Source organism: Butyricicoccus intestinisimiae, assembly GCF_018918345.1.
GTDB classification, from domain to species: Bacteria; Bacillota; Clostridia; order Oscillospirales; family Butyricicoccaceae; genus Butyricicoccus_A; species Butyricicoccus_A intestinisimiae.
Window position 1 is genome coordinate 292,439 of sequence record NZ_JAHLQI010000002.1, and the last position, 11,166, is coordinate 303,604.

Consider the following 11,166-nt stretch of genomic DNA (forward strand, 5'->3'; position numbering starts at 1 on the left):
TCCCTTACGCCTTTTCCGTCAGCTGATGCTCACGGAGAATAGTGTTGACTCTGGCAATATCGCGCTTAACTTCTGCGATTCTCGTCGGGTTGTCGAGCTGGTTGGTCGCATTCTGCAGACGCAGGTTGAAGAGGTCCTTCTTCAGGTCGGTGAGCTTAACTTCCAGCTCTTCAACACTCAGCTCTCTGATCTCTTTAGCCTTCATTATTCTTCACCAGCCTTCTCTTCACGCTTGACGAACTTGGTCTTGATCGGCAGCTTATGGGATGCCAGACGCAGTGCCTCACGAGCTACTTCCTCGGAAACGCCTGCGATCTCGAACATTACGCGACCCGGCTTAACAACTGCTACCCAGTACTCCGGAGCGCCCTTACCGGAACCCATTCGACTGCCAAGCGGCTTCTTGGAAACCGGCTTGTCCGGGAAAATCTTAATCCAAACCTGACCGCCACGCTTGGTGTAACGGGTCATGGCAACACGGGCTGCCTCGATCTGGTTGGAGGTGATCCAGCACGGCTCAGTTGCCTGCAGGCCAAACTCGCCATGGGATACCTTATTGCCGCGAAGAGCCTTGCCCTTCATGCGGCCTCTGTGTACTCTGCGGTACTTTACTCTCTTCGGGAGAAGCATTAGCGGTTGCCTCCTTCCTGTCTGTCCTGTCTCTGACGGCGGTAGCCACCACGGCGATCGCGGCGGTCACGGCGGTCTCTGCGGTCACGGCGATCGAATGCCGGCTTCGGAGCCTCAATGTTGCGGTTCAGACGCGGGCCGCCCTGCAGGACTTCGCCCTTGTAGATCCAAACCTTAACGCCGATCTTACCGTAGGTGGTGTTTGCCTCAGCAAAACCATAATCAATGTCTGCACGCAGGGTCTGCAGCGGGATGGTGCCCTCATGATAGGACTCGCTGCGAGCGATCTCGGCGCCGTTCAGACGGCCGCCGCACTTGATCTTGATGCCCTTTGCGCCCATGCGCATTGCGCGACCCATGCACTGCTTCATTGCACGGCGGAAAGCGATACGCTTCTCCAGCTGGTTTGCAATGTTCTCAGCTACCAGCTGAGCGTTGGTGTCCGGGTTCTTGATCTCGATAATGTTGAGAGATACCGGCTTGCCCAGCATCTTCTCCATCTCCTTGCGGAGCTTCTCGATATCCTCGCCGCCCTTGCCGATAACGATACCCGGGCGAGCGCAGGAAATGAAGATCTTTACTCTGCCGTTGCTGCGCTCGATCTCGATGGTCGGAACGCCTGCAGCATACAGGGTCTTCTTCAGATACTTACGAATGTTGTAGTCTTCCACGAGGAGGTCGCCAAACTCATTGTCCTTGGCAAACCAACGGGAATCCCAATCTTTAATTACGCCGACACGAATACCGTGCGGATTAACTTTCTGACCCATAGTCTACCTCCTCCTTATTCCTTCTCTTTGAGTACCAGCGTGATGTGAGATGTTCTCTTCAGGATGCGGAATGCGCGGCCATGAGACATCGGACGGATGCGCTTCATGATCGGGCCCGGGCATACGAAGACCTGATCTACGTACAGCTTCTCCGGATCCATGTTGTGATTGTTCTCAGCATTCGCCATAGCGCTCTTCAGGAGCTTGGATAAGTGCTCAGATGCAGCCTTGGGAGTGTTCAGTAAGATCGCATTTGCTTCCGCTGCGTTCTTGCCGCGGATCAGGTCACAAACAACCTTTACCTTGCGCGGAGCGATGCGAACATTTCTCAAAATTGCTTTTGCTTCCATTTTATAATGATCCTCCTTCAGCCTTACTTGCCGTTGTTGGAGGTCTTGCTGCCAGCGTGACCCTTGTAGGTGCGGGTCGGAACGAACTCGCCCAGCTTATGACCAACCATGTCCTCGGTGATGTATACCGGAACGTGCTTGCGGCCGTCGTGAACAGCAATTGTATGACCAACGAATTCCGGGAAAATAGTCGATGCACGAGACCAGGTCTTGAGAACCTTCTTTTCGCCAGCTTCGTTGAGTGCAATTACTCTCTTAATGAGTTCAGGAGCCACAAAAGGGCCCTTCTTAATGCTTCTGCCCATATTTCATGTCCTCCCTTACTTACCGTTGCGTCTTCTGACAATCTGCTTGTCAGTGCGATTCTTCGTCTTTCTGGTCTTGTAACCCAGAGCCGGCTTGCCCCACGGGGTAACCGGGCCCGGACGTCCGACAGGGCTCTTGCCCTCGCCGCCGCCGTGCGGATGGTCACACGGGTTCATGACAGAACCACGAACGGTCGGGCGGACACCGCGATGACGGGTCTTGCCAGCCTTACCAAGCTTCTGGTTGCTGTAATCCTGATTGCCTACGGCACCGATGGTAGCCATGCAGTTCAGGCGGATATAACGGTACTCGCCAGACGGCAGACGTACCTGAGCTACGCCGTTCTCCTTAGCCATCAGCTGAGCTGCGCCGCCAGCGGAACGAACCAGCTGAGCGCCCTTGCCCGGGTACAGCTCGATGTTGTGGATTACGGTACCAACCGGAATGTTCTCGATCGGCAGTGCGTTGCCCGGCTTGATGTCAGCGCCGGTGGAAGAAATGACAGTGTCGCCAACAGACAGACCCTGCGGTGCGATGATGTAGCGCTTCTCGCCATCCTCGTACTGAACCAGCGCGATGTTTGCGGAACGGTTCGGGTCGTATTCGATGGTCAGGACGGTAGCCTTGATGTCCATCTTGTTGCGCTTGAAGTCAATGATTCTGTACTTCTGCTTGTTACCGCCGCCCTGGTGACGTACGGTGATTCTGCCATAGCTGTTACGGCCGGAATGCTTCTTCTTCTTTTCCAGAAGGCTCTTTTCCGGCTTGACCTTGGAAAGACCGCTGTAGTCAACTACGGTCATGTTGCGTCGAGACGGGGTGGACGCAGTATAGGTCTTTATCGGCATGTTTTTCAACTCCTTTAGATGATTTCAAACGTGTGCCCTTCGGCACGTTTCATTCCCTCGTGTGGATTAAAGCATACCCTCGAAGATCTCCAGCTGCTTGGAGTCAGCGGTCAGGGTTACGACTGCCTTCTTCTTAGCCGGGGTCTTGCCGGTGTGAACGCCCATTCTCTTCCACTTGCCCGGAAGCTTGATGGTGTTAACGGAAGCGACCTTGACACCGAAGATTTCTTCGATTGCCTTCTTGATCTCTACCTTGTTTGCGTCGCCCTGTACTTCGAAAACGTACTTGTTTTCAGCGATACCGGACATGGAACGCTCTGTGATGACAGGCTTCTTAATGATATCGTAAGCCGACTTCATTATGCGTACACCTCCTCAAGCTTTGCAACTGCTGCCTTGTCGATGATGAACTTGTCAGCATTCAGGATGTCGTATACGTTCAGTGTGCTTACCGGGGTCGTGCGTACGCCCGGGATGTTAGCAGCAGACTTTACCACGTTGACGCGAGTCTCCGGAGTAACTACGAGGCTCTTGCCAGTGGACTCTACATTCTTCAGGAATGCAGCGAAGGTCTTGGTCTTGATCTCGCCCATGTCCAGGCCGTCTACTACGATGATCTCGCCTGCAGCTGCCTTAGCGGACAGTGCGGAGAGCAGAGCCAGACGCTTGGTCTTCTTGTTCAGCGAGTAGTTGTAGGATCTCGGCTTCGGGCCCAGAGCTACGCCGCCGTGAACCCACTGCGGAGCGCGGATGGAACCCTGGCGAGCACGGCCGGTGCCCTTCTGGCGCCACGGCTTGATGCCGCCGCCGCGAACCTCGGTACGGGTCAGGGTGGACTGAGTGCCCTGTCTCTGGTTTGCGAGATAATTCTTGACAGCAGCGTGAAGCACTACTTCGTTCGGCTCGATACCGAATACTGCAGCGTTCAGCTCCATCTCACCGGTCTTAGCGCCGGTCATATCAAATACGGATGCGATAGGCATGATGTATCCTCCTTTCCCTTTCCTCAGGCGTTCTTAACGGTGTTCTTGAGGAATACGATTCCGCCCTTCGGGCCCGGAACGGCGCCGCGAACTGCGATCATATTCATCTCAGGATCTACCTTAACAACGTCCAGATTCTGTACGGTTACCTGCTCTGCGCCCATGTGGCCCGGCATGATCTTGCCCTTGAATACACGGGACGGATCGGAGCAGGAGCCCATGGAACCCTGATGTCTGTGCATCGGGCCAGCACCGTGGCTCATCGGGGAGCGATGTGCACCAAAACGCTTGATGGTGCCTGCGTAGCCCTTACCCTTGCTGATGCCGGTGATGTCTACGCTGTCGCCCTCGGCGAATACGTCAGCCTTGAGTACGTCACCCAGGTTGTAGGAAGACATATCGTCAAAGCGGAATTCCTTCAGGTACTTCTTTACAGCCTCGCCAGCCTTCTTCAGGTGGCCGAGCTGCGGCTTGTTGAGCTTGCGCTCTGCTACGTCGGCAAAACCGAGCTGTACTGCGTTGTAGCCTTCCTTCTCCTCAGTCTTGATCTGAGTGACAGAGCACGGGCCAGCTTCGATTACGGTAACCGGAATTACCTTGCCGTCAGCATCGAAAATCTGGGTCATGCCAATTTTCTTGCCGATGATTGCCTTTTGCATGTTTGTTTCCTCCTTGTAGGTTATTGGTTGATGCGCGGTTTCCGCCCACCAACTTGACCTTGCCGCTCTATGTGCGGCTTAGGCGATGGTTGGAATTTCTGAATCAGCCCACATTGGATGGCTGTCCAGTGGTTTCCTTAAAGCTTGATTTCGATCTCTACGCCAGCCGGCAGGTCCAGAGTCATGAGAGTCTCTACGGTGTTCTTGCCTGCGCCGGTGATGTCGATCAGTCTCTTGTGGGTGCGGCGCTCGAACTGCTCACGGCTGTCTTTGTACTTGTGCACTGCACGAAGAATGGTAACGACTTCGCGCTCGGTCGGCAGCGGGATCGGGCCAGAAACCTTAGCGTTGGTACGCTTTGCAGCTTCTACGATCTTCTCAGATGCCTGATCGATCAGCGAGTGGTCATAAGCTTTCAGTCTGATTCTGATTTTCTCTGCGTTAGCCATTGTGTGTTTTCCTCCTCGAACACTACATTATAAAAATGTGTCCTCGCGTTCGGAGAGAAACTGCAACCCTTCCGTGTGTATCACGTTTGGGCATAAGAAAAACCGGGCAAAACAGTCGTGTAGTTATGCAATCCGGCTTTGGATTTCACCGCAGTGGTTCCGGCTGTCGGCTTGTCAGCGCGTGCGCTGGCAGTCCCGAGCTTACACAGGAACATACCGGTGGTAGTTCGCAGTTGTCTCAACCGCCCGATTGTCGGACTTACTCCGCTGAAGTTACCTGCCTGAGCAGCAATCTCCAGCATCATCGCTCACTCGCCTTCTTGCGAGTGCTTTTATATGTTATAACATTTTGCCCGCAAAGTCAAGAAAATATCCCACGAAAATCCACGTCTTTTTGACGGATTTTTTGCGCTTTTTGCGCAGGCGCTTGTGCTTTTCTTCCAAAGCGAGCCGAATCATCCGGCAAATGCCGGATTTTCGCCCATTATTCGTCCTCTTTCGCCTGCCGAATGACGATAAACAGCCCCTGCGACGCCGTCGGCGTAATCACCAGCTGGTCATTGCTGACGGATTCCAGTTCATATCCGACCGATTCCATGCCCTCGGCGAGCTTCTGCATGATTTCCAATCCGCCGTCCACGCGGTAGTACTCCATACCGTCCTCCGCCGCGATGAGCTCCGCGGAGGCGGAAAGCTCCGGCAGACCGGCATTGCCCGCCGCCGCAATCACATAGGAATAGCTCATGTCGGTTACGGCGTCCGGCAATCTCAAATCCTCCGACAGCACACTTGTATCGTGCGCGCCGCTGCTCTGCATCTTGGTTTCTTGTCTGGTCGTGTTGACAAACAGACCGCCCAGCACGCCCGAGCACACCAGTACGGCAAAAATCGCCGCGAAGCACGCCAGCGCCACAATCGGAATGCGCAGACCCAGCGCGCGCAGACCTGCTCGTTCTCTCTGCTGCCGAACGGCACTTTTGACAACCTCGTCGCGCAGCCCTTCCGGCGCCTGTTCTTCTTCCATATGCAGCAGCTCTCTGCCGATCAGCGTCAGGTCGTTGAGATATGCCGCACAGCGCGAGCACTCCTGAATGTGGTCGAGCAGCGCCGCCTTGTCTGCATCTTCAATGCACTCGTCCACATATTGGCTGCACAGCTCCTGGAAATGCGGGCAGTCCTTGCCCTCTCCGTGCTTTTCCGGCTGCGGCAGGGCGCCCTGCCGCACAAGCAGTTCGCGCAGATTGCGGCGCGCGCGCGAAATGCGCAGGCGCACGCCGCTGACATCCAGCTTGAGCACCTGTCCGGTTTCCGCATCGCTCAATCCGATCAAATCGCGCAGCAGCAGCACCTCGCGCTGCTGACGGGTCAGGCGCAGCAGCTGGCTCTGAATGGCAGCGTCCAAATCCATCGCCGCCTGTTTTTTCCCGCGCTTTCCGTGCGGAATCTCGCGCAGACGAAAGACCGCCATGGAGCTTTTGCCGCCGCGCTTGCGCTTTTGAATGTCCGCACAGACATCCGCCGCAAGGCGCAGCGTCCAGATAGACAGGCGCAGCTCCATGTTGCGATGCAGCTTGCGGTACACCTGATTAAACGTCTCAATGGTTGCCTGCCGCGCCTCCTGTTCTTCTCCCAAATAGCGCAGCGCATACTGATAGACGCGAGGTTCCAACCGAGCAACCAGCCGAGCGAACGCATCCTCATCCCCGCTGAGCACGCGTTCTACCAGACTATTTTCGTCAAACATGCTTTACCCCTCCAGTTTTGCCGCCTCTGTCAGCATGGCATCCAGTTCTTCAAACGAGTTCAGCTCGGAAATGCCCGCCTTGAGCTTTTTGGTTCCGCGCACGCCCTTGAGATACCACGCGATGTGCTTGCGCGCCTGCAACATGGCAATGTGTTCTCCCTTTTGTTCCGCCGCCAGAACAATTTGTCTGCGTGCGGTTTCCAGCCGCTCGCGCAGCGGCGGCAGCGGCGGAATGTCTTCGCCCGCCAGCAGCGCATTGCACTGACCGAACAGCCACGGATTGCCCAGCGCGCCGCGGCCAATCATGACGGCATCCGCGCCGGTTGCCTGCAAAATATCCATTGCCTTTTGTGCGCTGTCCACATCACCGTTGGCAATGACCGGAATCGACACAGCGCGCTTGACCTGTGCAATGGCATCCCAATCCGCTTTGCCGGCATACATCTGCGCCCGCGTGCGCCCGTGCAGCGTGATGGCTGCCGCGCCCGCCGCCTCCGCCATCTTGGCGAAATCCAAATAATTCTGGCTGTCTGCATCCCAGCCCTTGCGGAATTTGACGGTCACCGGCACATCGACGGCCTGCACCACAGCGCGGATAATTTCTTCCGCCAGCTTAGGCTGGCACATCAGCGCACTGCCGTCACCGCCCTTGACAATCTTCGGTGCCGGACAGCCCATATTGATGTCAAGCAGCTGCGCACCGGAAATGTCCAGTGCTTTTTTGGCACCGTCCGCCATATACGCCGGATTGCTGCCGAAAATCTGCACCCAGCCCGGCTTTTCCGCCGGTGCCAGCGACAGCAGCTCCCGCGTCTTTTTGTCCTGAAACAGCAGGGCCTGTGTGGAGATCATCTCACTGATGGTTGCCGCCGCGCCGCACTCCCGACAAATCTGCCGAAACGCCCGATCCGTCACACCTGCCATCGGCGCCATGATAAACCGTCCGTCAATGTTCACCTGTCCAATACAAAACCCTGTCATATAATTTCTCCTGCTATTTGTTCTATCAGATATATTTAGTATCAGTGTAGCATTGTTTCGCAAATTTGACAAGCAAAAAGGTCTCCCGCAAACCGGAAGACCTCGGATTCATTGTCAGTCATATCAGGGCGTGTCCCAGAAAATAGCCCGCGCTGACGAACGCCGCGTTATAGCACAGAATGCCCAGCGCGCTGGCGCTGAGAAATGAGACAGGCTCTACCTCACAGACACCGGCGGGAAGCGGCAGCAGCGTCCGCACCACCGGCAGCATCCGCCCGATAAAAATTTTCACAAAGCTTCTGTGCTGTAAATATTCCTCACACCGCTCACAGCCGTTTTTGATTTTCGGACCGCGCGCCTTGAGCCAGTGCATGAGCGAATGTCCGCCCAGCCGGCCGATATAATACATCGCCGCAGTTCCCGCCATACCGCCGATTACCGTCAGAAAAATGACAAAAAGCAGGGATATCTTTCCGCTCGCGGCATAGATTCCCGCCGCAGGCAGCACAACGCCCGCCGGCATGCCGGGGCAGTTCATCGCCTCCAGGCAGGTAATGACCAAAAAAACAACGGCGCCGTATTTGGCGATCCAGTCCATAATCATATTGACATCCACGGTTCCCCTGACCTCACTTTCGATGCGGGTTTCGCGGTATCTTATTCTTTCTCTTGTGTATGCTGCTCGTCTGCGTTTTCTCGCTCGTCCTCTTGCTCGTCCTCCCATTTCTCGCTGAGAATTTCATCCAGCATAGAGCCCGGCTTGCGCGGCAGGCGGCGAACCAGCGTGCCGCCCAGTCCGAACACAACGGCAAACATGCCCAAGAACAGCAGAATGGGATATAGTTCCTGTTTGATTTCCGGTGTCAGCGCCAACAGCGGCGCAATGTGCATCAGCATTGCATACTCCTTTCCGTTCTCTTCTGGAATTATCATAGTCTCTTTTTCCGACAGATGCAAGCGCTCGCCGACAGTTTTACATTCTATTCACACACGCAAAAAAGCAGGCGGAATCATCCCCCTGCTTCTTGCATCTCCCGCTGTGCTCTCTTGCCGAGATACACAACCACTGCGCTCATGTCATCCGGTGCGCCGCGCGCAGAGCCTTCGAGCACAAGGCGCGCCGCCAGCTCCCGCGCAGACAGCTTCACGCTGTCCGCCAGCAATTCCTCTACCCAGCCCGCATTGCTGCCGTCCGCATCTACAATGCCGTCGCTGAGCAGCACCAGCGCGTCCTGACTGCCCATCCGGAACTGTGTCACGTCCATATCTCCGGCTTCTTCCAGCCCCGCCGGAAGCGTGCTGGACAAAATGCGCCGCACGCGCACACTGTCATCGCCGTCTGCGGCGCGCACAAAGCTGGGCGCCGCGCCGCATTTGACGGACACCGCCTCACCGGTAAACAAATCAATCGTGCTGATGTCCAGCGTCACAAACTTCTTTCCCTGCGTGCGCAGCTTGAGCGCCGGTCCGATGGTGCGCACACAGTCCGCCGCCGAAATTCCCGCGCGCAAAAATCGCTCCGCCATGCGCACGGTGCTCTCGGATTCCTCCCGCGCCTGTTCTCCGGAGCCCATGCCGTCCGACAAAATCACACATGCCATGCCCTCCTCCGTCGTAAAATAGCGCACGCAGTCACCGGAAATCTGCTGTCCCTCCCGCGTGCGCGTCCCGATGCCAACCGTGATATAATACGGCTCCTGCTCGCGGAACATCAGCCGCATGCCTCCGGAATCATACTGCGTTTCGGGTTTTGTCAGCGTGACATGCATGAGCGCGCCCAAACCGGACGTAAAGCCCTCCTGACTGCGCAAAATGCGCTGCACACACTCGCCCGTCAGCTCCAGATGCAGCCGGCCGCGCCGATCCTTCCACGCGGCGACCGTCCGCACGCGGCCAAATGCCTCTGCGTATGTCCGCAGCTCCTTTTCCTGCGCCGGAAGAATCTCCGTGCCACTGCGCATGCTCTCTCCCACCTGTTTGAGAATCCCAGTCACACCGGCATACTGCTGTGCAATCAGCTTTCTTCCCGCCTCATTTTTCTTCTGCGTCTGTCTGCGCTGAAACAGCGCGTCCATGCCCTCATTGAGCGCAAGCACAAAATCCGAAAATCGCAGGCATTGCGCCGCAAAATGCCCCGGAAAATCGCCGCTGCTGATGTGTCCGGTTCGCAAAAGCGGTCCGGAGATGGAATCCAGCGTGCGCAGCGTCGCCAGCTTGTCCCGCTCCCAGCAATTTTCCCGTGCCGAGCAGCGGCGGCACACCCGATCCGCCGTCCGGTCAAACACCGCGCCGAGGTCATTTTCTTCTTTGCGCACCTTGCCGCTGTTTGCCATCGCCTGATACATCTCTGAAAAGGCGTCTGATGCCACCGACGCATAGTGATTCGCCAACCGGCTGACGCGCGCCGCATAATCCGTCGGCTTGGGATCCATCGGCAGCAGGCGGTCTTTCCATTCCTCCCACACGCTCTCCGGCAGCAGGACAAAGCACACGGATGCGACAAAGCATTCATATATGCCCGACAAATACGCCGCCTGACCGCCCAGCAGATGCACCGCCGCATGCGTCAGGACAAACGCCGCCGCAAACACCACGCGTCCGCCGCGCGAGAAAAATCCCGCAGCCATACCGGCGACTGCATAGACGCCCGCATAATACAGCCCGACACCGCCCGCCGCGTCCATCGCCACGCCAATGCCGACGCCGCTGGCGGCGCCGTACGAAAATCCGCCCATATAACCAATTGCCATCACCACAAAAATGCCCGCGATGCGCGCCGGACAAACGAGATCTGCCACGGTAAACGGATACGCCGCCATGAGCAGCGTCGCCGTCAAAATCAGCATGCCGCCAAACCGCACCACCTGCGGCCGTCCGCGCGTGGTGTCCAAGGCAGCCTCATAAAAATACGCCGTGCCGCCTGCCAGCACAACGCGGCACGCAAACAACAGCGCTTTGTGCCACTCCACACCGTCCGCAAAGGCAAATACCGCCCCTGTTGCCGCGACGGATACCGCAGCCATGATCGGAAAGAACCACCGCGCCGACAGAAGGCGTGTGCCAAAAAAAATCGTCGCCGCCGCCAGCGTCATGAGCGCCGCGCCCGCATACGGTACGCCCTCTGCGCCCTGCATAGACAGCAGATAGCCCGCAAACGTGCCGAGCACGGCGCCAAATCCATATCCTGCCCGACACGCCGCCGCGGCAAATGCCACGCCAAACGGCGCGCCGACACCTGTAATATGTGCGCAGGACAGCAGCGCCGCCCCGATGACATACAGCGCGGACACGCCGCGCTTTCGGGTCTGCATACTTCCTGTTCGTTTTTGTTGTTTCTGTTTTTCGAGCATATGTATTCGCGCCTCCTGTTTCATGTTCCCAGTATATCCAAGCGCAGCCAAAAAGTCCGTCGAAGCTGCGGGCACAAATACGCTTTCCGGCACAAA

General features: G+C 56.8%; 16 protein-coding genes. All 16 read right to left on the reverse strand.

The window, feature by feature from the left end; translation table 11 throughout:
• Window positions 1-4 precede the first annotated feature (4 nt).
• A complete protein-coding gene (rpmC, locus tag KQI75_RS04840) occupies window positions 5-205 on the reverse strand; it encodes a 50S ribosomal protein L29 (protein ID WP_216469603.1) in 201 nt (66 codons plus the stop codon).
• A complete protein-coding gene (rplP, locus tag KQI75_RS04845) occupies window positions 205-630 on the reverse strand; it encodes a 50S ribosomal protein L16 (protein ID WP_216469604.1) in 426 nt (141 codons plus the stop codon). The genes rpmC and rplP overlap by 1 nt, the downstream gene beginning before the upstream one ends.
• Complete coding sequence (gene rpsC, locus KQI75_RS04850; protein ID WP_216469605.1) at window positions 630-1,400, reverse strand: 30S ribosomal protein S3; 771 nt, start codon at window positions 1,398-1,400, stop codon at window positions 630-632. Before rpsC ends, rplP begins: the two co-directional genes overlap by 1 nt.
• Window positions 1,401-1,414: 14 nt before the next feature.
• On the reverse strand, window positions 1,415-1,750 hold the full coding sequence (gene rplV / locus KQI75_RS04855) for a 50S ribosomal protein L22 (protein WP_216469606.1): 336 nt from the start codon (window positions 1,748-1,750) through the stop codon (window positions 1,415-1,417).
• 23 nt (window positions 1,751-1,773) lie between these two features.
• Window positions 1,774-2,055, reverse strand: a complete 282-nt coding sequence (gene rpsS, locus KQI75_RS04860; RefSeq protein ID WP_087022556.1) for a 30S ribosomal protein S19 — start codon at window positions 2,053-2,055, stop codon at window positions 1,774-1,776.
• A gap of 15 nt (window positions 2,056-2,070) precedes the next feature.
• Window positions 2,071-2,904: a 50S ribosomal protein L2 gene (gene rplB, locus KQI75_RS04865; protein ID WP_216469607.1), complete on the reverse strand. Its 834-nt coding sequence runs from the start codon at window positions 2,902-2,904 to the stop codon at window positions 2,071-2,073.
• Between the two features lie 66 nt (window positions 2,905-2,970).
• On the reverse strand, window positions 2,971-3,264 hold the full coding sequence (gene rplW, locus KQI75_RS04870) for a 50S ribosomal protein L23 (RefSeq protein ID WP_216469608.1): 294 nt from the start codon (window positions 3,262-3,264) through the stop codon (window positions 2,971-2,973).
• Window positions 3,264-3,887, reverse strand: coding sequence for a 50S ribosomal protein L4 (gene rplD / locus KQI75_RS04875; RefSeq protein ID WP_216469609.1), 624 nt, complete (start codon window positions 3,885-3,887; stop codon window positions 3,264-3,266). The genes rplW and rplD overlap by 1 nt, the downstream gene beginning before the upstream one ends.
• 23 nt (window positions 3,888-3,910) lie before the next feature.
• The gene (gene rplC / locus KQI75_RS04880) at window positions 3,911-4,546 is read right to left on the reverse strand and encodes a 50S ribosomal protein L3 (RefSeq protein ID WP_216469610.1); all 636 of its coding nucleotides are present in this window, start codon (window positions 4,544-4,546) and stop codon (window positions 3,911-3,913) included.
• A 137-nt stretch (window positions 4,547-4,683) separates the two neighbouring features.
• Window positions 4,684-4,995, reverse strand: a complete 312-nt coding sequence (gene rpsJ / locus KQI75_RS04885; RefSeq protein ID WP_216469611.1) for a 30S ribosomal protein S10 — start codon at window positions 4,993-4,995, stop codon at window positions 4,684-4,686.
• Window positions 4,996-5,075: 80 nt separating this feature from the next.
• Entirely contained in the window at window positions 5,076-5,300 is a 225-nt protein-coding gene (locus KQI75_RS04890; RefSeq protein WP_216469612.1) for a hypothetical protein, read from the reverse strand.
• A gap of 179 nt (window positions 5,301-5,479) precedes the next feature.
• Window positions 5,480-6,739: a sigma factor-like helix-turn-helix DNA-binding protein gene (locus KQI75_RS04895; RefSeq protein WP_216469613.1), complete on the reverse strand. Its 1,260-nt coding sequence runs from the start codon at window positions 6,737-6,739 to the stop codon at window positions 5,480-5,482.
• A gap of 3 nt (window positions 6,740-6,742) precedes the next feature.
• A complete protein-coding gene (gene dusB, locus KQI75_RS04900) occupies window positions 6,743-7,720 on the reverse strand; it encodes a tRNA dihydrouridine synthase DusB (protein WP_216469614.1) in 978 nt (325 codons plus the stop codon).
• 118 nt (window positions 7,721-7,838) lie between these two features.
• Window positions 7,839-8,324 (reverse strand): DedA family protein, encoded by a 486-nt coding sequence (locus tag KQI75_RS04905; RefSeq protein WP_216469615.1) that lies wholly within the window; start codon window positions 8,322-8,324, stop codon window positions 7,839-7,841.
• Window positions 8,325-8,377: 53 nt separating this feature from the next.
• Window positions 8,378-8,653 (reverse strand): hypothetical protein, encoded by a 276-nt coding sequence (locus KQI75_RS04910; RefSeq protein WP_216469616.1) that lies wholly within the window; start codon window positions 8,651-8,653, stop codon window positions 8,378-8,380.
• A 77-nt stretch (window positions 8,654-8,730) separates the two neighbouring features.
• A complete protein-coding gene (locus KQI75_RS04915; protein WP_216469617.1) occupies window positions 8,731-11,070 on the reverse strand; it encodes a SpoIIE family protein phosphatase in 2,340 nt (779 codons plus the stop codon).
• Between the last annotated feature and the right edge of the window lie 96 nt (window positions 11,071-11,166).

Coding starts and splice junctions, on each gene's coding strand:
- rpmC (WP_216469603.1), bottom strand. CDS start 205: ATGAAGGCTAAAGAGATCAGAGAGCTGAGTGTTGAAGAGCTGGAAGTT.
- rplP (WP_216469604.1), bottom strand. CDS start 630: ATGCTTCTCCCGAAGAGAGTAAAGTACCGCAGAGTACACAGAGGCCGC.
- rpsC (WP_216469605.1), bottom strand. CDS start 1,400: ATGGGTCAGAAAGTTAATCCGCACGGTATTCGTGTCGGCGTAATTAAA.
- rplV (WP_216469606.1), bottom strand. CDS start 1,750: ATGGAAGCAAAAGCAATTTTGAGAAATGTTCGCATCGCTCCGCGCAAG.
- rpsS (WP_087022556.1), bottom strand. CDS start 2,055: ATGGGCAGAAGCATTAAGAAGGGCCCTTTTGTGGCTCCTGAACTCATT.
- rplB (WP_216469607.1), bottom strand. CDS start 2,904: ATGCCGATAAAGACCTATACTGCGTCCACCCCGTCTCGACGCAACATG.
- rplW (WP_216469608.1), bottom strand. CDS start 3,264: ATGAAGTCGGCTTACGATATCATTAAGAAGCCTGTCATCACAGAGCGT.
- rplD (WP_216469609.1), bottom strand. CDS start 3,887: ATGCCTATCGCATCCGTATTTGATATGACCGGCGCTAAGACCGGTGAG.
- rplC (WP_216469610.1), bottom strand. CDS start 4,546: ATGCAAAAGGCAATCATCGGCAAGAAAATTGGCATGACCCAGATTTTC.
- rpsJ (WP_216469611.1), bottom strand. CDS start 4,995: ATGGCTAACGCAGAGAAAATCAGAATCAGACTGAAAGCTTATGACCAC.
- KQI75_RS04890 (WP_216469612.1), bottom strand. CDS start 5,300: ATGATGCTGGAGATTGCTGCTCAGGCAGGTAACTTCAGCGGAGTAAGT.
- KQI75_RS04895 (WP_216469613.1), bottom strand. CDS start 6,739: ATGTTTGACGAAAATAGTCTGGTAGAACGCGTGCTCAGCGGGGATGAG.
- dusB (WP_216469614.1), bottom strand. CDS start 7,720: ATGACAGGGTTTTGTATTGGACAGGTGAACATTGACGGACGGTTTATC.
- KQI75_RS04905 (WP_216469615.1), bottom strand. CDS start 8,324: ATGATTATGGACTGGATCGCCAAATACGGCGCCGTTGTTTTTTTGGTC.
- KQI75_RS04910 (WP_216469616.1), bottom strand. CDS start 8,653: ATGATAATTCCAGAAGAGAACGGAAAGGAGTATGCAATGCTGATGCAC.
- KQI75_RS04915 (WP_216469617.1), bottom strand. CDS start 11,070: ATGCTCGAAAAACAGAAACAACAAAAACGAACAGGAAGTATGCAGACC.